The organism is Streptomyces sp. NPDC088746 (assembly GCF_044751065.1).
GTDB lineage: Bacteria > Actinomycetota > Actinomycetes > Streptomycetales > Streptomycetaceae > Streptomyces.
Map to the genome: position 1 here is coordinate 815,922 of NZ_JBIVLA010000003.1, position 19,574 is coordinate 835,495.

Annotated in this window: 24 protein-coding genes and 1 riboswitch; of the genes, 12 read left to right on the forward strand and 12 right to left on the reverse strand. The window is 70.8% G+C overall.

Translation table 11 applies throughout. The features are described 5' to 3' along the window. From ACIP63_RS18035 to ACIP63_RS18055, 5 genes are all read left to right on the forward strand, one after another. On the forward strand, positions 1-570 hold a 570-nt coding region (locus tag ACIP63_RS18035; protein ID WP_401516635.1), incomplete at its 5' end, for a 6-phosphofructokinase. A 111-nt stretch (positions 571-681) separates the two neighbouring features. Continuing rightward, positions 682-1,632, forward strand: a complete 951-nt coding sequence (locus ACIP63_RS18040) for a cytochrome c oxidase assembly protein (RefSeq protein WP_401516636.1) — start codon at positions 682-684, stop codon at positions 1,630-1,632. 67 nt (positions 1,633-1,699) lie between these two features. Next, positions 1,700-1,858, forward strand: coding sequence for a hypothetical protein (locus tag ACIP63_RS18045; RefSeq protein ID WP_401516638.1), 159 nt, complete (start codon positions 1,700-1,702; stop codon positions 1,856-1,858). Between the two features lie 522 nt (positions 1,859-2,380). Next, the gene (locus tag ACIP63_RS18050) at positions 2,381-3,091 is read left to right on the forward strand and encodes a lysophospholipid acyltransferase family protein (RefSeq protein ID WP_393756975.1); all 711 of its coding nucleotides are present in this window, start codon (positions 2,381-2,383) and stop codon (positions 3,089-3,091) included. Between the two features lie 86 nt (positions 3,092-3,177). Next, positions 3,178-4,206 (forward strand): NAD-dependent epimerase/dehydratase family protein, encoded by a 1,029-nt coding sequence (locus ACIP63_RS18055; protein WP_401516942.1) that lies wholly within the window; start codon positions 3,178-3,180, stop codon positions 4,204-4,206. A gap of 78 nt (positions 4,207-4,284) precedes the next feature. On the opposite strand, the gene ACIP63_RS18060 is transcribed toward ACIP63_RS18055, so the two are convergent. The 8 genes from ACIP63_RS18060 to ACIP63_RS18095 all read right to left on the reverse strand — a co-directional run bounded on the left by ACIP63_RS18060 (position 4,285) and on the right by ACIP63_RS18095 (position 11,309). Next, positions 4,285-5,865: an alpha/beta hydrolase gene (locus ACIP63_RS18060; RefSeq protein WP_401516640.1), complete on the reverse strand. Its 1,581-nt coding sequence runs from the start codon at positions 5,863-5,865 to the stop codon at positions 4,285-4,287. 154 nt (positions 5,866-6,019) lie between these two features. Next, positions 6,020-6,805: an urease accessory protein UreD gene (locus ACIP63_RS18065; RefSeq protein ID WP_401516642.1), complete on the reverse strand. Its 786-nt coding sequence runs from the start codon at positions 6,803-6,805 to the stop codon at positions 6,020-6,022. After that, positions 6,802-7,479 (reverse strand): urease accessory protein UreG, encoded by a 678-nt coding sequence (ureG, locus tag ACIP63_RS18070; protein ID WP_401516643.1) that lies wholly within the window; start codon positions 7,477-7,479, stop codon positions 6,802-6,804. Before ureG ends, ACIP63_RS18065 begins: the two co-directional genes overlap by 4 nt. 44 nt (positions 7,480-7,523) lie before the next feature. Continuing rightward, the gene (locus ACIP63_RS18075; protein ID WP_401516645.1) at positions 7,524-8,189 is read right to left on the reverse strand and encodes an urease accessory protein UreF; all 666 of its coding nucleotides are present in this window, start codon (positions 8,187-8,189) and stop codon (positions 7,524-7,526) included. 17 nt (positions 8,190-8,206) lie between these two features. Continuing rightward, positions 8,207-9,928, reverse strand: coding sequence for an urease subunit alpha (locus ACIP63_RS18080; protein ID WP_401516647.1), 1,722 nt, complete (start codon positions 9,926-9,928; stop codon positions 8,207-8,209). Beyond that, positions 9,921-10,232 (reverse strand): urease subunit beta, encoded by a 312-nt coding sequence (locus tag ACIP63_RS18085; protein WP_393756989.1) that lies wholly within the window; start codon positions 10,230-10,232, stop codon positions 9,921-9,923. Before ACIP63_RS18085 ends, ACIP63_RS18080 begins: the two co-directional genes overlap by 8 nt. A 14-nt stretch (positions 10,233-10,246) precedes the next feature. Then, the gene (locus tag ACIP63_RS18090) at positions 10,247-10,549 is read right to left on the reverse strand and encodes an urease subunit gamma (protein ID WP_104790628.1); all 303 of its coding nucleotides are present in this window, start codon (positions 10,547-10,549) and stop codon (positions 10,247-10,249) included. A 139-nt stretch (positions 10,550-10,688) separates the two neighbouring features. Beyond that, a complete protein-coding gene (locus tag ACIP63_RS18095; RefSeq protein WP_401516648.1) occupies positions 10,689-11,309 on the reverse strand; it encodes a TetR/AcrR family transcriptional regulator in 621 nt (206 codons plus the stop codon). Between the two features lie 106 nt (positions 11,310-11,415). On the opposite strand from ACIP63_RS18095, the gene ACIP63_RS18100 reads away from it, so the two are divergent. Continuing rightward, the gene (locus tag ACIP63_RS18100; RefSeq protein WP_401516650.1) at positions 11,416-12,411 is read left to right on the forward strand and encodes an ABC transporter permease; all 996 of its coding nucleotides are present in this window, start codon (positions 11,416-11,418) and stop codon (positions 12,409-12,411) included. A gap of 99 nt (positions 12,412-12,510) precedes the next feature. On the opposite strand, the gene ACIP63_RS18105 is transcribed toward ACIP63_RS18100, so the two are convergent. Beyond that, complete coding sequence (locus ACIP63_RS18105) at positions 12,511-12,810, reverse strand: type II toxin-antitoxin system Phd/YefM family antitoxin (RefSeq protein ID WP_401516652.1); 300 nt, start codon at positions 12,808-12,810, stop codon at positions 12,511-12,513. 79 nt (positions 12,811-12,889) lie between these two features. On the opposite strand from ACIP63_RS18105, the gene ACIP63_RS18110 reads away from it, so the two are divergent. The 3 genes from ACIP63_RS18110 to ACIP63_RS18120 all read left to right on the forward strand — a co-directional run bounded on the left by ACIP63_RS18110 (position 12,890) and on the right by ACIP63_RS18120 (position 14,852). Next, positions 12,890-13,525 carry an ATP-dependent Clp protease proteolytic subunit gene (locus ACIP63_RS18110; RefSeq protein ID WP_401516654.1) on the forward strand — a complete coding sequence of 212 codons (636 nt, stop codon included), beginning with the start codon at positions 12,890-12,892 and terminating at the stop codon, positions 13,523-13,525. A 7-nt stretch (positions 13,526-13,532) separates the two neighbouring features. Then, entirely contained in the window at positions 13,533-13,841 is a 309-nt protein-coding gene (locus ACIP63_RS18115; RefSeq protein WP_401516656.1) for a hypothetical protein, read from the forward strand. 340 nt (positions 13,842-14,181) lie between these two features. Next, positions 14,182-14,378: riboswitch (cyclic di-AMP (ydaO/yuaA leader) on the forward strand. Positions 14,379-14,381: 3 nt separating this feature from the next. Next, a complete protein-coding gene (locus ACIP63_RS18120; RefSeq protein ID WP_401516658.1) occupies positions 14,382-14,852 on the forward strand; it encodes a C40 family peptidase in 471 nt (156 codons plus the stop codon). A gap of 18 nt (positions 14,853-14,870) precedes the next feature. On the opposite strand, the gene ACIP63_RS18125 is transcribed toward ACIP63_RS18120, so the two are convergent. Then, complete coding sequence (locus ACIP63_RS18125) at positions 14,871-15,512, reverse strand: LysE family translocator (RefSeq protein WP_401516660.1); 642 nt, start codon at positions 15,510-15,512, stop codon at positions 14,871-14,873. Positions 15,513-15,584: 72 nt separating this feature from the next. Here ACIP63_RS18125 and ACIP63_RS18130 point away from each other — a divergent pair, with 72 nt between their 5' ends. Next, positions 15,585-16,499: a LysR family transcriptional regulator gene (locus ACIP63_RS18130; RefSeq protein WP_401516662.1), complete on the forward strand. Its 915-nt coding sequence runs from the start codon at positions 15,585-15,587 to the stop codon at positions 16,497-16,499. A 114-nt stretch (positions 16,500-16,613) separates the two neighbouring features. On the opposite strand, the gene ACIP63_RS18135 is transcribed toward ACIP63_RS18130, so the two are convergent. Then, positions 16,614-17,045 carry an ATP-binding protein gene (locus ACIP63_RS18135; protein WP_401516664.1) on the reverse strand — a complete coding sequence of 144 codons (432 nt, stop codon included), beginning with the start codon at positions 17,043-17,045 and terminating at the stop codon, positions 16,614-16,616. A gap of 231 nt (positions 17,046-17,276) precedes the next feature. On the opposite strand from ACIP63_RS18135, the gene ACIP63_RS18140 reads away from it, so the two are divergent. Both ACIP63_RS18140 and ACIP63_RS18145 read left to right on the forward strand, forming a co-directional pair. Then, complete coding sequence (locus tag ACIP63_RS18140; RefSeq protein WP_401516666.1) at positions 17,277-18,230, forward strand: helix-turn-helix domain-containing protein; 954 nt, start codon at positions 17,277-17,279, stop codon at positions 18,228-18,230. Then, positions 18,167-18,373 (forward strand): DUF397 domain-containing protein, encoded by a 207-nt coding sequence (locus ACIP63_RS18145; protein ID WP_401516668.1) that lies wholly within the window; start codon positions 18,167-18,169, stop codon positions 18,371-18,373. The genes ACIP63_RS18140 and ACIP63_RS18145 overlap by 64 nt, the downstream gene beginning before the upstream one ends. Here the strand turns inward: ACIP63_RS18145 and ACIP63_RS18150 are convergent. Then, positions 18,366-19,514 carry an 8-amino-7-oxononanoate synthase gene (locus ACIP63_RS18150; RefSeq protein WP_401516669.1) on the reverse strand — a complete coding sequence of 383 codons (1,149 nt, stop codon included), beginning with the start codon at positions 19,512-19,514 and terminating at the stop codon, positions 18,366-18,368. The two genes, ACIP63_RS18145 and ACIP63_RS18150, sit on opposite strands and share 8 nt — an antisense overlap. Positions 19,515-19,574 lie beyond the last annotated feature (60 nt).

Here is a 19,574-nt window from a genome sequence, read left to right on the forward strand (position 1 = left end):
CTGAAGACCACGGCGGAGTCGCACCAGCGGGTGCTGATCGTCGAGGTCATGGGCCGCCACACCGGCTGGATCGCGCTGCACTCGGGCATGGCGGCCGGCGCGCACGCCATCGTCGTACCCGAGCGGCCCTTCGACATCGACGAGCTGACCGCACTGGTCGGCAAGCGCTTCTCGGACGGCAAGAAGTTCGCGATCGTCGTCGTCGCGGAGGGTGCGAAGCCGCGGGAGGGCTCCATGGAGTTCAACCAGGGCAAGAAGGACATCTACGGCCATGAGCGCTTCGCCGGCGTGGCGACGCAGCTCTCCGGCGAGCTGGAGCAGCGCCTCGGCAAGGAGGCCCGCCCGGTGATCCTCGGCCATGTGCAGCGCGGTGGCACCCCGACCGCGTACGACCGCGTCCTGGCCACCCGCTTCGGCTGGCACGCGGTGGAGGCCGCTCACCGCGGCGAGTTCGGCATGATGACGGCGCTGCGCGGCACGGACATCACGATGGTCCCCCTGGCGGCCGCGGTGGAGACCCTGAAGACGGTCCCTGCCGAGCGCTACGCCGAGGCGCAGGTCGTGCTCTGACCGTCACGACACCCGATGAACCGCCCCCGGCCGCACCCGCGGCCGGGGGCGGTTCTAGTCTGGACCGGACAACCGGCACGAAACGGGGACGTCCCCAGCGGGAGTGAACAGATGGATCACGGCGGGCACGGCATGAACATGGATCTGCCGCCGTTCACGCTGGGACGCGGGCTCGAGTTCTCCGCGGACCCGTTCTTCCTGGTCGGCTGCGTCGCCGCCCTCGCCCTGTACGGCTACGGGGTCGCGCGGCTGCGCGCCCGGGGCGACGGCTGGCCGGTGAACCGGATCGTGTTCTTCGTCATCGGTGTGCTGTCCATCGCCCTGGTGATGTGTACGGGACTGAACGACTACGGCATGGTCATGTTCAGCGTGCACATGGTGCAGCACATGGTGATCAGCATGGTGTCGCCGATCCTGATGCTGCTGGGCGCCCCGGTGACGCTGGCGCTGCGGGCACTGCCCGTGGCCGGGCGGGACCGCACAGGACCTCGCGAGCTGCTGCTCAAGCTGCTCCACAGCCGCTACATGAAGATCATCACGCATCCGGTCTTCACGATCCCGCTCTTCATCGCAAGCCTGTACGGGCTCTACTTCACTCCGCTGTTCGACTTCCTCATGGGGTCGAAGACGGGCCACATCGCGATGATGGTGCACTTCCTGGCGGTCGGCCTGGTGTTCTTCTGGCCGATCATGGGCATCGACCCCGGCCCGCACCGGCCCGGTTACGTGATGCGGATGCTGGAGCTCTTCGCGGGCATGCCGTTCCACGCGTTCTTCGGGATCGCGCTGATGATGGCGAGCCAGCCGATGGTGAAGGCGTACGAGAACCCTCCGGCCTCGCTCGGTATCGACGCCCTGGGCGACCAGTCCGCGGCCGGCGGGATCGCCTGGGCCTTCAGCGAGATCCCGTCCGTGCTGGTGCTGATCGCGCTGGTCTTCCAGTGGTACCGCTCCGAGCAGCGGACGGCCAAGCGCTCCGACCGTGCCGCCGACCGGGACGGCGACCAGGAACTGAAGGCGTACAACGCCTATCTCGCGTCATTGCAGGCGCGCGGCCAGTAGCGGTGGGTGCCCCCGAGGGGTGACCATGGCTTCACCGGCCGTGCGGCCGGGTGAGGAGCGTGCGCTCATGCCTGGATCCACGAAAACCATGGGAGTGCTCACGGTCGGCGCGCTGGTCGCGGTGTCGGCGTACACGGTGGCACTGGGGAGCAACGGCTGGCTCTGGTTCGGCTGGGTGGTCCTCGGGCTCGCCACTCTGGGGATGCTCGCCACCCGCGACACCTGAGGAGAAGAGCGGCCGGCCCGCTGCCACGCATCCCACCGCCGGCGCGGGCGGGCCTGCGACCCAGATGATCACGCCGCTGAACCCGTACGGATCGCGCTGGGTGTCTTCTGCGGCTTCGACCTGCCTCTCGGCCCGGGTGCGGACATCCACCGGGACTGACCTGGCACGAGAGCAGCGAGGGGCACGTCCGGGAGGGTCCTCCGACAGGTTCGGAGGGCCCTTCCGCGGGCTCCCGCCACGTCACGACGCCGGGGAAGAGGCGGGTGCCTGTCCGCCCCCGTTCCGCGGGACTTCCCGGAAGCGCCCTGAACGGGGCTACGATCTCCGCCGGAGAGAAGCGACGGATCCGTACGCACCATCGACTGATGAGGCGTCAGGTGAGGCGGCGAGAAGCGGGTACCAGTCGGAAGAGGCCGGTCCGCCGTCAGCCGCGCCGACGAGTCGGCCACACGAGTGACAACATCATGCGTGACCTGGCAGAACGCGGCCAACAGCCCGGTCCGGAAGGCTAGGAGAGAAGCTGTGTTCTATTACGTCCTGAAGTATGTCGTGCTGGGACCACTGCTCCGGCTGGTGTTCCGGCCCCGCATCGAGGGGCTGGAACACATTCCCGACGACGGCGCGGCCATCGTCGCGGGCAACCACCTCTCCTTCTCCGACCACTTCCTGATGCCCGCCATCCTCCGGCGCCGCATCACGTTCCTCGCGAAGGCCGAGTACTTCACCGGCCCCGGCATCAAGGGCAAGCTGACCGCGGCGTTCTTCCACAGCATCGGGCAGATCCCCGTGGACCGGTCCGGCAAGGAGGCCGGGCAGGCGGCCATCCGCGAGGGGCTGGGGGTGCTCAGCAAGGGGGAACTGCTCGGCATCTACCCGGAGGGCACCCGCTCGCACGACGGGCGGCTGTACAAGGGCAAGGTCGGGGTCGCGGTGATGGCGATCAGGGCGGGTGTACCGGTCATCCCCTGTGCGATGGTCGGCACGTTCGAGATCCAGCCGCCCGGCCAGAAGGTGCCCAGCATCAAGCGGGTCACGATCCGGTTCGGGGAGCCGCTGGACTTCTCCCGCTACGCCGGCCTGGAGGACCAGAAGGCGGCGATCCGGGCCGTCACGGACGAGATCATGTACGCCATTCTCGGCCTCTCCGGTCAGGAGTACGTCGACGAGTACGCGGTCAAGGCGAAGGCGGCGCAGGCCGAGGAGACCAAGAAGTTCCCACGTCGGCCACGCTGAGCGGGGAATCTGCTGAGGGCCGATTTTGCTGGTCCGGCCGCTGAGGCCGCCGTAGCGTTTCCCGCATGAGCAGAGGACGAGCGTTCGTGCTGGGAGCCACGGGACAGATCGGCCGTCCCGCGGTGCGGGCTCTGGCCGAGGACGGCTGGGAGGTGATCGCGGCCTCACGCGGAGGCGGCCGGGACATCGGCTGGGACGAGGGGGTCCGCGCCGTCGCGGTGGACCGCGAGAAGGAGGGGGCGCTGGAGGGGGCGCTGGGCGACGGCTGTGACGTCCTGGTCGACATGGTCGCCTTCGGCCGGGACCACGCCACGCAGCTCGCCGGGCTCGCGGGCCGGGTCGGGTCCGCGGTCGTGATATCCAGCGGCGCGGTGTACGAGGACGACCGGGGCCGCGGTTTCGACACACAGGGCGAGCCGGACGGCTTCCCGGAGTATCCCGTGCCGGTCCCGGAGACCCAGCGCACGGTCGCCCCGGGGGACGCGACGTACGGGACGCGGAAGATCGCGCTGGAGCGGGAGCTGCTCGCGGCCGGTGACGCGTTGCCGGTGACGCTGCTCCGGGCGGGCGCGATCCACGGGACGCACTGCCGGACGCCGCGTGAGCTGTATTTCGTCAAGCGGCTGGTGGACGGGCGCCGGCGGAGGGTCCTCGCGTACGACGGGGCGAGCCGCTTCCATCCGGCCCATGTGTCCAACATCGCCGAGCTGATACGCCTCGCCGCTGCGCGCCCGGCTTCCCGGGTGCTCAACGCGGCGGACCCGGAGGCACCGACCGTCGCCGAGATCGGCGCGGCCGTCGACGAAGTGCTCGGTGTGGAGACCGAGACGGTACTGGTGGCGGGTGCGGCGCCCGAGGGCGGTATCGGGGAGACGCCGTGGAGTGGTGCGCATCCCGTCGTGTACGACATGGCCGCTGCCGAACGGGAGCTGGGCTACCGGCCGGTCACGGGGTATGCCGAGTCGCTGCCGCAGACCGTCGAATGGCTGGTCGCAGAGCTCGACGGACGCGACTGGAAGCAGGCCTTTCCGAAGATGGCCCGCAACTACGGCGAGGCGCTCTTCGACTACGCGGCGGAGGACGCCTGGCTGGAGCGGTACGACCGGGGGGCATGAGCGGCACCGCACCGGCCCGAGGGGGGTGAGCGGGCGGCCGCCGGATGACATCGGCCGCCCGCTCACGTCAGGTGGTGATCACGGAGTCGGTGTGGCGTGCGGGGTGCACGTCACATCGCGCCGGTCGGTCTTCCCCGTGAGCAGGTAGGTGTCCACCCGCTCGTTGACGCAGGGGTTGACCAGGCCCGTGACACCGTGCGAACCGGCGCCCTTCTCGGTGATGAGACGGGAGCCCTTGAAGCGCTTGTGCAGCTCGACGGCGCCCTCGTACGGGGTGGCGGCGTCGCGGGTGGACTGCACGATCAGTACCGGAGGCAGGCCCTTGCCGGTGCGGACGTCCAGCGGAGTCTGCTGCTTGGACGGCCAGGTCGCACACGGCAGGTTCATCCAGGCGTTGGCCCAGGTCATGAACGGGTGGTCCTTGTGCAGCCGGGTGTTGTCGCGGTCCCACTTCTTCCAGCTGGTGGGCCACTTGGCGTCCGCGCACTCGACCGCCGTGTACACGGCGTTGCTGTTCTCCGAGCTGATGTTGCCGGCGGTGTCCGACAGGTCGGGTGCCGCGGCGTCGATCAGCGCCTGGGTGTCGCCGCCCAGGTAGTCGCTCCAGACCTGGGCGGTGGGCGCCCAGGCGGAGTCGTAGTACGGGGCGCCCTGGAAGAAACCGATGAGTTCGGCGGGGCCGAGGACGCCGCCGATCGGGTTCTTCTTGGCCGCGGCGCGCAGGGTCAGCCACGCCTGCTCGACCTTCTCGGGCGTGTCACCGATGTGGTAGGCAGCGTCGTTCTCGGCGACCCATGCCTTCCAGTCGTTCCAGCGGGTCTGGAAGGCGATGTCCTGGTTGAGGTTGGCCTCGTACCAGATGTTGTCCTTCGCCGGGTTGACCACGCTGTCGACGACCATGCGGCGTACGTGCGACGGGAAGAGCGTGCCGTAGACCGCGCCCAGGTAGGTGCCGTAGGAGACACCCAGGAAGTTGAGCTTCCGCTCACCGAGCGCGGCGCGGATGACATCCAGGTCGCGTGCGGTGTTGGGCGTCGTCATGTGCGGCAGCATGTCGCCGCTGCGCTCGGCGCAGCCGTCGGCGTACTCGGCGGCCAGCTTGCGCTGGGCCCGCTTGTCGGCCTCGCTGTCCGGCACCGGATCGGCCTTCGGGGCCTTCACGAACTCCTGGGGATCGATGCAGGAGATCGGCGCGGAGTGGCCGACGCCGCGCGGGTCGAAGCCGACGAAGTCGTACGCCTTCGCGGTCTTCGTCCAGAGCGGGTTCTTGGTGACGATGCGCTTCGGGAACGCCATGCCCGAGCCGCCGGGGCCTCCGGGGTTGTAGACGAGCGCGCCCTGGCGTTCGTCCTTCGTGCCCGTGCTGACGTGCCGGTCGACGGCGAGCTTGATCTGCTTGCCGTCCGGCTTGGCGTAGTCGAGCGGGACGCTCACCCAGCCGCACTGGATGGGTGCGGCGATCGCCCAGTCGGCCGGACAGTCCGCCCAGTCGATTCCGGCCTTCGCGGCCCGGGCCGCCGCGATCTGGACACCGCGCGCCTCCTGGCCGCCGTGGTGCCGGCTGCTGTCGGCACCGGCGGCCGGTGCGGCTATCGCCCCCGCTATGAGCGTGCCCGCGATCAGAGTGCCGGCCGAACCGAGCACCGCTGTGCGTCTCAAGTGGAACCTCCCCCTGCGTGATGCGCCGCCGGTCGCGGCGCGCTGGTTCACATGTCCAGGAGGATCCTGTCGTCTGTGAGGTTGCTGAGAACAGGGCGTACGCATGTTTCTTTACCGAACCAATAACCGGTGCCCTCTGTCCCGCTGAGCGAACTCACGGCTCCCGAAGGGCCTTTGCCTCCTTCAGCAGACCCTCGAGCGCCTCGTCCAGCACCGCGCGCAGCAGCCGTGCGTCAGCGGCGAGCGCGGTCACCAGGACGGCGGGCCCGGCCAGTGGGGTGAGCGCCGCGGTGGGGCCGAGCAGCCGCGGTGCGGGAAGGCCGTCGTCGAAGGCGGGATCGACGACGAGCAGCTGCCCGACGGCGCGGTGACCGCCCAGGACGGCCGCGCCGTCCCAGCCTCCTGGCGCTCCGGGGCCGTAGGACAGTTGCTGGTCGAGCAGCGGGCGGCCGGCTCGACGCACGGTCAGACGCGTCGAGAGGCGTCCGGTGGGTTCACCGTGTCTGCCCAGGATCTGTTCCTCTCGGAGCACCAGGCGGGCGCTGCCGGCGAGTTCGGCCCGGGTGGTCATGCCGAGATCGCTGCCGTGGGCGGAGACGATCTGTTCGGGGAGCCAGTGGAGTTCGGCCCCCTCCCCCACACTCAGCCGCACGTCGTACGAGGCCGGGCGGGCGTCCCGGCCGGCCCCGGGGAGCGCCACGGTGGCCGCGGCGGAGTCCACGGTCACCCGGGCGCCGTCCTCGGCCCTCGTCTCGATCGTGAGCCGGTCCCCGCCGAGGGGCGCGCTCATCGCGCCGACGACGGTGACCCGTGTGTGCGTGGGATCCGGGGATCTGGTCCGGCGCAGGGCGAGCGGGCCCTCGCTCTCGAGGACCGGCAGAACGGTGGATCCGCGTCCGTCGGCGCACGCCGTGATCCGGGCTGTTGCCGTGACGCTCATGCGGTCCAGTCCGCGAGCCGGGCCCGCACCCAGTCGGCGACGGGACCGACACCGTCGGTGCCGGTCAGGGAGGTGAACACCACGGGGAGGTCACCGCGCTGCTCCGCGGCGTCGCGGGCCATCCTGCCCAGGTCGGAGCCGACGTAGGGGGCGAGGTCGGTCTTGTTGATGACGAGCAGGTCGGCGGTGGTGACACCGGGACCGCCCTTGCGGGGGATGTCGTCGCCGCCCGCGACGTCGATCACGAACACCTGCGCGTCGACGAGGCCCTTGGAGAAGGTCGCGGTGAGGTTGTCGCCGCCCGACTCGACGAGGATGAGGTCGAGGGGGCCCACGGAGGCCTCCAGATCCTCGACCGCCTCGAGGTTGGCCGAGATGTCGTCGCGGATCGCGGTGTGCGGGCAGGCGCCGGTCTCGACGGCCTGGATGCGCTCGGGCGGCAGCACCGCGTTGCGAAGCAGGAAGGTGGCGTCCTCGCGGGTGTAGATGTCGTTGGTGACGACCGCGATGGAGATCCGGTCGCGCAGTGCGCGGCAGAGGGCGGCGACGGTGGCCGTCTTGCCCGATCCGACCGGTCCTCCCAGGCCGATCCGAAGCGCGCGGCGGGTGCCGTCGGGGCGGGTGGAATCGGCGCTGACGGCGGCCGGGCCGTTGTGCGCGTGGTCGAGGTGCATGGGTGCGGCTCCTGGTGATGACGGTGAGCTGAGGTTCGCGGTGTTCAGGACGCGAACAGGCGGACGGGCCAGGCCGCGTGGGCCTCGGCGGTGATGTCGAGCAGCGGGGCGGAGGCGGCGGGCAGGGCGTCGATGCCGTGCAGGGCCGCGTCGGCGGCCTGCTCGGCGACCCGGTCGAGGTCGGGCGCGAGCCGGGCGAGGACCGCGGTGGCCTCGAAGGGGTCCAGGGACAGCAGACGGACCACCGCCGTGGCCGGGCCGCTGACCGCTTCGTAGGCGGCGCAGTGTGCGGCGTCGGCGGGGTCGAGGCCGGCTGCCCGCGCCGTGAGTCCGAGGACGACGGGCTGGTGGGCGCCGCGCGGCCGGGCCTCGGCGAGCGCGGCCAGTTCGGCGCTCGGCCAGGTGGCTCGCGCCGCTCTCATCAGCTGCCGGCCGAGCTTGCGGGCGACGTTCCTGAGTGCCGGCGAGGGCGTCCGGGCGTCGGCGGCCTCGTCGAGGGCGAGCGGGTCCAGGCCGTGGGCGGCCGCGGCGGCCAGGGCGGCGGAGGTGAGCCCGGTGGTGTGAAGCCGGCCCAGGCAGAAGTCCGCCAGGTCCTCCGCGTTCCGGATGCGTCCCGCCTTGACGGCCGGCTCGGCTCCGCCGGAGTGGGCGTGCCCACCTGCGGGGAACCGGCCGTCCGCGAGCACGAGCAGGGCTGCGCGCGTTGTCATGAAGTGCTGTCCCGCCCTCAGAAGAGGAAGTAACGCTGGGCCATGGGGAGCTCCGCGGCGGGGGCGGGTTCGACCGGATCCCCGTCGATGGTGACGGCGAAGCTGTCGGGGTCGACCTGGACCCGGGGCAGGGCGTCGTTCTCCCGCATGTCCGCCTTGGTGACGCCTCGGGTGCTGGTGATCGGCACGAACTCCTTGCCGAGCCCCAGACGTTCCGGCAGCCCGGCCTCGACGGCGGCCGAGGAGACGAAGTTGAGGGAGTTGGCAGAGGGTGCGCGGCCCACGGCGCCGAACATCGGGCGCGGCATGACCGGCTGCGGGGTGGGGATCGACGCGTTGGCATCGCCCATCTGCGCGTAGGCGATCTGGCCCCCCTTGATGACGGTCTGCGGTTTGACGCCGAAGAACACCGGGTCCCACAGCACGAGATCGGCGAGCTTTCCGGTCTCGACGGACCCGATCTCCCGGTCCAGTCCCTGCGCCACCGCGGGATTGATCGTGTATTTGGCGACATAGCGACGTGCCCGGTGGTTGTCGGCGTGACCGTCCCCCGGCAGGGCTCCGCGCCGCCGCTTCATCACATGGGCGGTCTGCCAGGTGCGCAGGATCACCTCGCCGATGCGGCCCATCGCCTGGGAGTCCGAGGAGATGATCGAGATGGCTCCGAGGTCGTGGAGGATGTCCTCGGCCGCGATGGTCGAGGGCCGGATCCGGGACTCGGCGAAGGCGAGGTCCTCCGGCACCGTGGGGTTGAGGTGGTGGCAGACCATCAGCATGTCGAGGTGTTCCTCGATGGTGTTGACGGTGTGCGGCCGGGTCGGGTTGGTGGAGCTGGGCAGGACGTAGGGCTCCGAGACCACGCTGATGATGTCGGGAGCGTGCCCGCCGCCCGCGCCTTCGGTGTGGTACGCGTGGATGGAGCGCCCCGCGATGGCGGCCAGCGTGTCGGCGACGAACCCGGCCTCGTTGAGCGTGTCCGTGTGGATGGCGAGCTGGGCGCCGGTCTCCTCGCACACGCTCAGGCAGGCGTCGATGACGGCGGGGGTCGCTCCCCAGTCCTCATGGATCTTGAACCCCAGCGCACCCGCACGGAGTTGGGAGTGCATGGCCTCCCGGGACATCGTGTTGCCCTTGCCGAGCAGACCGATGTTGACCGGGTAGGCCTCGAGTGCCTCGAACATCCGGGCAAGGTGCCAGGGGCCCGGGGTGATCGTCGTGGCCTTGGTCCCCTCGGCCGGGCCCGTGCCTCCGCCGACGAGGGTGGTGATCCCGGAGGAGAGAGCCTGGTCGACGAGGGTCGGCGAGATGAAGTGGACATGCGCGTCGATGGCACCGGCGGTGACGAACTTGCCGTTGCCCGCGATGATCTCGGTCTCGGGGCCGATGACCAGCTCGGGGTGGACGCCGTCCATCGTGTCCGGGTTGCCTGCCTTCCCGATCCCGGTGATCCGGCCGTCACGGATGCCGATGTCGGCCTTGACGATTCCCCAGTGGTCGATGATGACGGCGCCGGTGATGACGGTGTCGGGTGCTCCTTCGGCGCGGGTGGTCCGCGCCTGCCCCATGGATTCGCGGATCACCTTGCCACCGCCGAACACCGCCTCGTCACCGGCCCGTCCGGGGCCGCCGGAGCGGTCTTCCTCGATCTCGACGACGAGATCGGTGTCGGCGAGCCGGATGCGGTCGCCGGTGGTGGGCCCGAACAGGTCGGCGTACACGGGGCGGCTGAGCTCAGGCATCGAGGGAACCTCCGGTGTCGCCGCGCAGTCCGGGGACGATGCGCAGACCTGCGAGCGGAACGAGTTCGACATCGACGGGGATGCCGGGCTCGAAGCGCACAGCGGTTCCGGCGGCGATGTTCAGCCGCAGCCCGTGGGCGGCGCGGCGGTCGAAGTCCAGGCCGGGGTTGGCCTCGGCGAAGTGGTAGTGAGAGCCGACCTGGACGGGCCGGTCAGCGGCGTTGAGGACGGTGAGACGGGTGGCGGGGCGCCCCTCGTTGAGCGCGATCCGCCCCTCCGCGAACAGGATCTCTCCGGGAATCATGGGTCGGTCCCCCGTCAGACGATCGGTTCGTGGACGGTGACGAGCTTGGTGCCGTCCGGGAAGGTGGCCTCCACCTGGACGTCGTGGATCATCTCGGGGATGCCGTCCATGACGTCGTCGCGGGTGAGGACCTTCCTGCCGGAGGCCATCAGTTCGGCCACGGTCCGGCCGTCGCGGGCGCCTTCCAGGAGGTGCGACGTGATCAGCGCGATCGCCTCGGGGTGATTCAAGCGCAGTCCGCGCGCCCTGCGCTTCTCGGCGACATCGGCCGCCACGTGAATGAGCAGGCGTTCCTGTTCGTGCGGAGTCAGTTGCACGCTTCCACCCTCTTCGTCTCCCGCCCGGTACCTGCCCCGGACGCAGCGGGACCCTATCCCGCCTTCAACACTCTGTTGAACGATGAAGAGGATTCCGCGACCAGGTATTGCACGTTAGGGCGGAAGTTTTTCCGTCGCGTTAACTGATCTTTGACTGGTCCATGGACATCAGCCCCCGCAACCCGTTCTCCAGGACGGCGGGGTCGACTCCCCCGAACAGGGCCTCCTGCGCCATGAACCCCTGAGCGGTTGCGATCATGGTGCGGGCGACGTCGTCGGCCGGTACGTCGGAGTGCATGATGCCGGCCGCGCGGTACGCGTCCACCAGCTTCGACCAGGCCGCGCGCATGCCGGCGTAGCCGTCCCCGAGCGTCCGCGCCAACTGGTCGTTGCGCAGCGTCTCGGCCCACACCTGGACGATGAGCGCGGCGCACGCGCGGCGCTCCATCCCGTACATCTGCTCCTCGAAGACCCCGCGCAGCACCCTGCCGAGCAGCACGTCGGGCATGGGGGGCGGTGTGAGCTCCGCAGCCTCCTCGAAGGCGCTCCGGATGGAGCGGAACGCTTCGTCGGCGATGGCCGCGATCAGGTCCTCCTTGCCCGCGAAGTAGCGGTAGACGGCTCCGGCCGACAGTCCGGCCTCCTTCAGCACGTCCTGCATGGAGGTGCCGTGGAAGCCGTTGCGGGCGAAGCAGCGCGCGGCGCCGGCGAGGATCTGCCGGCGGCGGGCGTCGAGGTGCTCCTGGGATACACGTGCCATGACCCCAACTTAAAACGAACGTTCCTTCTTGACAAGCATCCGGGCCGGGGAGACAGTGGCGGTACTTAAAACGAACGATCCTTCTCTTTGAATTGAGGCAGTCGTCATGCCTGCTGCGCCGAACCGCCGCGCGGTCGCGGTCATCCTCCTCGTCCCGCTGATCGTGACACTCAGCCTCTGGGCGTTCTCCTGGCCCGCCGCCCGGATGGCCCCGCGTGACCTGCCCGTGGGCGTCGCGGGCGCCGCACCGGCGGCCGACCAGCTGCAGAGGCAGTTCGAACAGCGTGCGGGAGCCTTCGAGATCCACCGTTACGACGACGAGGCAGCGGCCCGCGACGCGATCGAGGACCGGGTCGTATACGGCGCCGTCGTCGTCACCGAGGAGGGCCCACGGCTGCTCACCGCCTCGGCGGCGAGCCCCGTCGTCTCCCAGCTGCTGACCGAGGCGGCCAAGGGGGCGGCTCCGTCGGGGACAGCCGTACCGGTCACGGATGTCGTCGCCGCACCCGCGACGGATCCACGCGGCGCGGCGCTCGGCGCGAGTATCCTCCCGCTGGCACTCGCCGGTGTCGCCGCGGGGGCGATGGTGACCGTCATGAGACTGCGCGGCGCCAGGGCGGCCGTGACCCTGGTCGGCGCGGCGGGACTGGTGGGCATCGCCGCCACGGCCGTCGCCCACAGCTGGCTGGGCGTGGTGACAGGTGACTGGTGGACGGAAGCCGGCGTCGTCGGGCTCACCGTGCTGGCCATCGCCTCCGGCGTCGGAGGGCTCGCGGCACTGCTCGGCTCGAAGGGCATCGGCGTGGGCGCGCTGCTGATGGTGCTGCTCGGCAACTCCTTCTCGGGCGTCACGAGCGCGCCTGAAATGCTCCCCGAACCTGTCGGCGCGATCGGCCAGTGGCTCCCGCCGGGCGCGGGTGGCTCACTGCTGAGGTCGGTGGCCTTCTTCGACGGCGCCGCGGCGGGCGGGGCCGCGCTGACCCTGACGGTCTGGGCCGTACTCGGCCTTGCGGCCGTGCTGTTCGGCGGCCGTCGGGAGCCGGAAGCGGGCAGCCCCGCCGAACTCCCCGGCCGGCGCCGGGAACCGGTCCTCACGGACTGACGGACGCCTCCGGATGAGCCGAGCCCCCGCCAGGACAGGCGAGGGCTCGGCTTTTCGCGGTTCGGCGGCAGACAGGGGCGCGGGGTTCCGCGGACGGCGTCAGCGGTCCCGGTCCTCGTGGCCGCGGTACTCCGCCGCGAGCCCGAATCGGTGCTGTTCGCCTTCAGCAGACGACACGGAGCGGAACGAGGAGACCGAACTGATCACCTGCTCCTCGGCCGCCACCTCCTGCGCCGCAGCCTCACCGCTCTCGAGTCGTTGCAGGTCAGCGGCCGAAACCAGGGCCACCAGGGGCTTTCCGTGCCGCGTCACCACGACCCGTTCACCCCCGTAGACGACGCGGTTGATCAGTTCGGCGAGCTCCGCCCGGGCTTGCGTCACCGGAATCTCGTAGGCCATAGCCCCATCTTAACCTCCTGTACGTCCTGTACATTTTTTACGTACTGCGATTCGCTGTGGTCCGAGGAGAGGCATCGCCATGTTCCGTCCCGCCGCCCGCTACGTCCTGCCCGAGTTCACCGAGCGCACCGCCTACGGCTCCCGGAGCATGGATCCGTACTCGAAGCTGCTGTCCGAGCGGATCGTCTTTCTCGGCACGCCGGTCGACGACACCGCGGCGACCGACCTGATCGCGCAGTTCATGTATCTGGAGCACGCGGACCCCGACCGGCCCCTGTCCCTCTACATCAACTCGCCCGGCGGCTCCTTCAACGCCATGACCGCGATCTACGACACCATGCACTTCCTGGCCTGCGAGGTGGAGACCTTCTGCCTCGGCCAGGCGGGTTCGAGCGCCGCGGTGCTGCTCGCGGCCGGCGCGCCCGGACGCCGACATGCCCTGCCTGGCGCCCGGGTAGTCATTCAGCAACCCGCCCTGGAAGAGCCGGTGCAGGGCCAGCCCTCCGATCTCGAGATCCAGGCCCGCGAGTTGGAGCGTGAGCGCGAGATGCTCACGGCCATGCTGGCCCGTCACACAGGGCGTTCCACACGGGAGATCAGCGCAGACATCGAACGGGACACCATCCTCGACGCCCCGGCCGCCCTGGCGTTCGGACTGGTGGACCACGTCGTGGAGAACCGCACACCGTCCCAGCCGCCGCATCCCGCGAGGTGAACGCCCGATGCTCTCACCCCAGTTCCCGCCGCTGCCCGCCCTGACCCGCGCCGAGGCCGAGTACATCGACTGCTACCTGGAGGTGCTCGACCAGCTCGGCCGCATCAACCCCGCCCGCGGCAGCGACACGTACGGGGCGCTCCGGGCGGCTCAGGCCCTCGCGTCCCGGGCCACCGCCCTCCGCGACGCACTCGTGTTGATGCACGAGCGGGGCGAGTCACAGATCCACGCGGACACTCTCGCCAGGGCACTGCGGCTGCTGGACGGCGAGCGTCGCGCCGGACGGGTCGCCGTGCCTCCCGCGTCGTCGAGTTGAGAGCCGCGGCGCCCGACTCGGCTGCCGCACCCGCCTTTCGGCGCCTCTTTTCGACACGCCCGGCGACCTGACGAGTTTTCCTCGCTCGATCGGCGTAGGAGGTCCCCCGCCCGAGGGACAGCCCAACTTGCGCGACAGGCGCGGACACTGAACGGAATTCGTTGTTCCGCCGCTGGTGCGCGCCTGGTCCGGCGCGGTCGCCCCGACTCCGGGCCGGCCGCGTCCACCCGATCGGATCAGTCGTGACGACTCTCACATATCGCCACTTCAGCGAGGAAATCCGGCGGCGTGTGCGTAAAGATCCCTGGGACGACAAGCCCCCGCCACCGCGGCGGGGCGGTCCGGGCGGACGCCGAGTCCTGCCGCCGTCCGGATGCCTGGTCGACAGGAGTGGATCGGCAGGAGTGGAGGACCCGAGCACAACGGGCCGACCGAAGTTCCGGACGGCCCTCGGGGTGAAGCCGCTTCGCGCGGCCGGGCAACTTCGCCAGCCCGAACCCGACAGGTCATCCTTCACAGGCGGCTGACGAAGGGTTGCGCATGACTGCGCAGGTTCATGTCCCGTCTCTGTTCGCCCGGGTCGGTACGGCCTCGGTTCTGACATTCGCCGTAGGCACCACCATGATGGCCCCTGGCCTCGTGAACGACGCCGAGGCCGCCGCCCACTCGGCGACCGCACTCAAGATCGCGGCCTCGAAGAAGGGCGCGCCCTACAGATGGGGCGCCACGGGCCCCCACAGGTTCGACTGCTCAGGGCTCACGCTCTACTCGTTCAAGAAGGCCGGCAAGAAACTGCCCCGCACGGCTCAGCAGCAGTACAACAAGACCCGCCATATCTCCAGGTCGCAGCGGAAACGCGGCGACCTGGTCTTCTTCCACGCGGGCCGCAGCGTGTACCACGTCGGCATCTACGCCGGCAGCGGGAAGATCTGGCATTCGCCGAAGACCGGTGCCGTGGTCCGGCTGGAGAAGATCTGGTCCGGCAACGTTCTGTACGGGAGGGTCCGCTGAGGTCCCTCCCTTCGCCGTTCAGTGCAGCAGGGGGCCCGTCACCAGTACGAGTCCCAACGCGGTGAGCGCCGTGCCGCTGCCCCCCTCGATCACCCGGGTGGCACGCGGCCGGCGCAGCCACCGGCCCATGCGGTCCACCAGCAGGGCGACGGCCGGGAACCAGACGAGCGCGAGCAGGACGACCACCGAGGCCAGCAGCAGTGTCCTGGGCAGCGGTGGCTGCCCCTCGGGGACGAACTGGGGCAGCAGGCTGAGGAAGAGCACGGGCGCCTTCGGATTGAGGGCGTTGGTGAGGAAGCCCTGGCGCAGTGACCTTCCGGCCCCCGACTGCGTCCTGCCCCCGCTCTCCTCCTCGGCAGCGGTGCCGGCGGTGGCCCGCCGGCGCATCGCGTACAGGCCGCTCAGCCCGAGGTAGAGCACGTACGCGCCGCCGAGCAGCTGAACGGTGCGGAACAGGGCGGGCATCGTCACGAGCACGGCGGCGAGTCCGGCCGCGGCCAGCGCGGTGTGCACCACCAGCCCTCCGGCGACCCCCATGGCGGTGGCGAGCCCGGACCGCCGGGATGTGAGCGCGTTGCGTACGACCACGGTGAAGTCGGCGCCGGGAAGGGCCACCATTCCCGCGGCCACGGCGACGAAGGCAAGCAGTTGTGCGTCCATGGGTCCACCCTGACCGATCGCAGCCCTTAGCATGTACTTGCAATCTTCTGGGTCTGCCAAAAGGAACGCTTAATGTACGACCCGACACGGCTGGCCGCGCTGGTGGCGGTTTCCGAGGCCGGATCGATCACGCGTGCAGCGGCGCGGCTGGGGTACACCGCGCCCGCCCTTTCGCAGCAGCTGGCCAAGCTGGAGAAGGAGACCGGAGCCGCACTCCTCGTCCGTCGCCACCGAGGGGCACGGCTGACGGCCGCCGGTGAGCTGCTGGCAGGACGGGCCAGACGCATCCTCGACGAGATGGACCAGGCGCGGCACGAGCTGGCCGGACTGGCAGGGCTGTCGGGCGGCCGGCTGCGGGTCGGCACGTTCGTGACGGCCGGGATCCATCTGCTGCCGCCGGTACTCACCGCGTTCCGGCGCGCCCACCCCGACGTGGAACTTGCCGTCACGGACTACGAGCCGCCCGCCGGCGTCGCCGCCGTGGCGGCCGGTGACGTGGACCTGGCGCTGACCCACGCGTACGAACCCGCCGCCGCCGAGCCGCTCCCGGCGGGGGTGTCCGCCGAGCCGCTGCTCGTCGAGGAACTGGTGCTGGTCACCGCGCTCGGGCAGATGCTGTCCGAGGGCAGCGGCCCGCTGCCCGTGGCCGGACTCGCGGGCCGCCCGCTGATCAGCAGCGCACCCGACCATCCGCCGCGTCGCGGGGTGGAGCGTGCGCTGGCGGAGGCGGGGGCCACCCCCGCCGTGGTGTGCGAGTCGCCCGGCTACGCGCTGGTGTGTGCCCTGGTCAGCGCGGGGATCGGCGTGGCGGTGGTGCCGGAGATGGTGGCCGCTATGTCCCCCGCGCCGCTCGCCGTCCGGCGCCTGGAACCCGCCGCCTTCCGGCGCACGATCTCCGTGGTGCACCGGGGGGACCGGAACACCGCGGCCGCGACGACGCTGATGGCCCTGTTGCGCAGCGGCTTCGGCCGGGCCTCCGCCGTGTGAGGACGGCCCGCCACACGGCCCGGACCGCTCGGCCCGCACCACCGGCCCGCCCGCACCACCGCTCGGCCCGCACCGCCGCCCCGCCCGCGCCGCCGGGGGGGCTGCCCGACGGCGTCAGGCCTGGGCGGGAACCGGCCAAGGTAGGGCGATCGACACGGTCTTGCCCCCGTCCGGGGTGGGACTGACGCTGAGCCGCCCGCCGTGCTCCTTCGTCAGGGCCCGGATGATCACCATGCCGCGGCCGTTGTCCTGCCTGACCGCGGCGGGCAGCCGCTGGGGCCAGCGGGGGTGACTGTCCGTCACGCCCAGATAGAACTCCACGTCCCGGTCGAGACGGAGGTCCACCGTGAAGGTGGGTGACTGCCCGAAGGTGTGCTGGACGGCGTTGGTGGCCAGTTCCGAGACGATCAGCCGAATGGCGTCAGCGGTGTCGCCGTCCTCGGACAGGCCCCATTCGGCGAGCACCCGGGCCACGTGTCTCCGGGCTGCGGAGACCGAGGCCGGATCGCTCGGCAGAGTGACGGTTGCTTCCTGATGGTCTGCCATGGCGACGCCGTCCCTTTCCCGCCCTGACCGGCCCGTGGCCGGCCTGGATTGTGCTTCGCGCCAGACTGCCACCGATGCCGGCCTCCATGACGGCGATCCACCAAGATATGCATATATCTGTCCCTCATTACGGTGAACTCCGTCTCCTGAGCCGTGTACGGGCGTAACACTGGCCCCTTTCCGAGCCGGATCCGCCCGGGACGGCTCTCCGCACAACGGGAGGAGACCGCCATGCGAAACGGCCCAGCGGTACGCCGTCGCAAGCTCGGGGAGGAGCTGCGCAGCCTGCGTCACACATCGGGACTCACGAGCCGGGACGCCGCCGGAATGCTGGGCTGGCACCAGTCGAAGGTGAGCCGGATCGAGACGGGGGCGAGCGGCGTGACGCCCGGTGACGTGACCCGCCTGCTGGACGCCTACGGCGTGGACGACCGGCAACTACGCTCCCTGCTCCAGACGCTCGCCGGCTCGGCGGGCGGAGGCGGAAGCGGGTGGTGGCACGCCTATCGCGGGCTCATCCCGCCCCAGTACCGCGACTTCATCAGCCTGGAGTCCCAGGCCGACGCCGCCCGCACGCTGGAGACCTCCGTGGTGCCGGGCCTGCTGCAGACCGCCGACTACGCGCGGGCGGTGACCCGTTCCTCGCTGGACGGACTGCCGCCCGCACAGCTCGATTCCCTGGTGGAGGTCAGACTCGCCCGGCAGAGCGTCCTCCACGCGTCCCGGCCGCTGCGGCTCAGCGCCGTACTCGACGAAGCCGTGTTACGGCGAGTGGTCGGCGGCCCCCGGGTCATGGAGGAACAGCTCCTCCATCTGTCACAGGTCGCGCAACTTCCGCACGTGACGCTCCAGTTACTGCCGTTCGAGGCCGGGAGCTACATCGGCCTCACAGGCTCGTTCGTTATTTTTTCATTTCCGACCACTTCTGATCTAGACGTGGTCGTTCTTGACCACTTGACGAGTAGTCTCTATCTGGAGCGGAAAGAAGACCTTGAGGCGTACAGCTCGGCCTTCCGCACGATGCAGGCTCACGCGCTGTCGCCCGAGCGTTCGCTGGACCTCATCGCCGCACTAGGCCGCGGTGATCAGACGGAACCTTCAGACTGCCCGAGGGGGCCACGATGTCCGACCGTCTCGCACAGCCCGCACCCAGGTGGCGGCGCAGCAGCCGCAGTACCGGAATGAACAACTGCGTGGAAACCGCGCCGGCCGGCGACGAAGAACTCGCCGTGCGGGACTCCAAGGACACGTCCCTGCCGCCGCTTCGCTTCTCCGCGACGGCATGGACGTCCTTCGTCGCCGGACTGGACTCCCGCCGGGTCAGCTGACGGGCCCCGGCGCGGTGGAGAGGACCGTGCCCACCGCTGTCGCGACCTGCTCCTGCGTCAGGTCCGCCCGGGCTGTCAGCCTCAGCCGGGAGATCCCGTCCGGCACCGACGGAGGCCGGAAGCATCCCACCGCGAGGCCGGCCGCGCGGCAGTCGGCCGCCCACCGCACCGCGGACTCCGCCGAGGGCGCGCGGACCGATACGACGGCGGCGTCGGGGCGCACGGCGGTCAGCCCCGCCGCCGTCAGCCGGCCGTACAGCTCGACGGCGACCGCGCCGGCCCTCGCCGCGCGTCCGGGTTCGCGGCGCAGCAGCCGCAGAGCGCCCAGGGCCGCGCCGACGGCGGCCGGCGCGAGACCGGTGTCGAAGATGAACGTACGGGCCGTGTTGACCAGGTGGCGGATGACCCGGGCGGGGCCGAGCACCGCTCCTCCCTGGCTGCCGAGCGACTTGGAGAGGGTGAGCGTGGCGACGACCCCCTCGCCGCCCGCCAGTCCGGCGGCCGCGAGCGCGCCGCGCCCGCCCTCGCCCAGGACACCCAGTCCGTGCGCGTCGTCCACGAGGAGGGCAGCGCCTGCTTCGCGGCAGACCCCGGCGAGTGCTGCCAGCGGAGCGGCGTCCCCGTCCACCGAGAAGACGGAGTCGGTCACGGCCAGAGCCCGTCCGGGGTGGTCGTGGAGCGCCTTTCGCACCGCCTCGGGGTCAGCGTGCGGCACGACGGCGGTGGCGGCCCGGGCGAGCCGGCAGCCGTCCACGATCGAGGCGTGGTTGCCCGCGTCGGACACGATCAGCGACTCGTGTCCGGTGAGCGCCGTGAGGGCGGCGAGGTTGGCCGCATAGCCGGACGAGAACACCAGGGCGGCTTCGAATCCGCAGAAGTCGGCGAGTTCGCGTTCGAGTTCGGCGTGCAGCGCGGTGGATCCGGTGACGAGCCGTGAGCCGGTGGCACCTCCGCCCCATGTCCGTGCCGCCTCGGCGGCTGCCGAGGTGACCTCGGGGTGCCGGCTCAGACCCAGGTAGTCGTTGCTCGCGAGGTCCATCAGTTCCGTGTCGGCGGGCCGGGGGCGCAGCGTCCGGACGAGTCCGGCGCCGGCACGGCGCCGGGCCTCGTCGTCGATCCAGTCGAACGGGGCGTAGGACATGAGCGGTCCCTTTTTGTAGGCAGCTCACAGACCCTAACCGGGTGCGCAACAGGCCAGGGT

Bases quoted from the DNA above. Each gene is read 5' to 3' on its own strand.
- ACIP63_RS18040 (WP_401516636.1), top strand. From the start codon at position 682: ATGGATCACGGCGGGCACGGCATGAACATGGATCTGCCGCCGTTCACG.
- ACIP63_RS18045 (WP_401516638.1), top strand. From the start codon at position 1,700: ATGCCTGGATCCACGAAAACCATGGGAGTGCTCACGGTCGGCGCGCTG.
- ACIP63_RS18065 (WP_401516642.1), bottom strand. From the start codon at position 6,805: ATGAGCGTCACGGCAACAGCCCGGATCACGGCGTGCGCCGACGGACGC.
- ureG (WP_401516643.1), bottom strand. From the start codon at position 7,479: ATGCACCTCGACCACGCGCACAACGGCCCGGCCGCCGTCAGCGCCGAT.
- ACIP63_RS18075 (WP_401516645.1), bottom strand. From the start codon at position 8,189: ATGACAACGCGCGCAGCCCTGCTCGTGCTCGCGGACGGCCGGTTCCCC.
- ACIP63_RS18080 (WP_401516647.1), bottom strand. From the start codon at position 9,928: ATGCCTGAGCTCAGCCGCCCCGTGTACGCCGACCTGTTCGGGCCCACC.
- ACIP63_RS18085 (WP_393756989.1), bottom strand. From the start codon at position 10,232: ATGATTCCCGGAGAGATCCTGTTCGCGGAGGGGCGGATCGCGCTCAAC.
- ACIP63_RS18095 (WP_401516648.1), bottom strand. From the start codon at position 11,309: ATGGCACGTGTATCCCAGGAGCACCTCGACGCCCGCCGCCGGCAGATC.
- ACIP63_RS18100 (WP_401516650.1), top strand. From the start codon at position 11,416: ATGCCTGCTGCGCCGAACCGCCGCGCGGTCGCGGTCATCCTCCTCGTC.
- ACIP63_RS18105 (WP_401516652.1), bottom strand. From the start codon at position 12,810: ATGGCCTACGAGATTCCGGTGACGCAAGCCCGGGCGGAGCTCGCCGAA.
- ACIP63_RS18110 (WP_401516654.1), top strand. From the start codon at position 12,890: ATGTTCCGTCCCGCCGCCCGCTACGTCCTGCCCGAGTTCACCGAGCGC.
- ACIP63_RS18115 (WP_401516656.1), top strand. From the start codon at position 13,533: ATGCTCTCACCCCAGTTCCCGCCGCTGCCCGCCCTGACCCGCGCCGAG.
- ACIP63_RS18120 (WP_401516658.1), top strand. From the start codon at position 14,382: ATGACTGCGCAGGTTCATGTCCCGTCTCTGTTCGCCCGGGTCGGTACG.
- ACIP63_RS18125 (WP_401516660.1), bottom strand. From the start codon at position 15,512: ATGGACGCACAACTGCTTGCCTTCGTCGCCGTGGCCGCGGGAATGGTG.
- ACIP63_RS18130 (WP_401516662.1), top strand. From the start codon at position 15,585: ATGTACGACCCGACACGGCTGGCCGCGCTGGTGGCGGTTTCCGAGGCC.
- ACIP63_RS18135 (WP_401516664.1), bottom strand. From the start codon at position 17,045: ATGGCAGACCATCAGGAAGCAACCGTCACTCTGCCGAGCGATCCGGCC.
- ACIP63_RS18140 (WP_401516666.1), top strand. From the start codon at position 17,277: ATGCGAAACGGCCCAGCGGTACGCCGTCGCAAGCTCGGGGAGGAGCTG.
- ACIP63_RS18145 (WP_401516668.1), top strand. From the start codon at position 18,167: ATGTCCGACCGTCTCGCACAGCCCGCACCCAGGTGGCGGCGCAGCAGC.
- ACIP63_RS18150 (WP_401516669.1), bottom strand. From the start codon at position 19,514: ATGTCCTACGCCCCGTTCGACTGGATCGACGACGAGGCCCGGCGCCGT.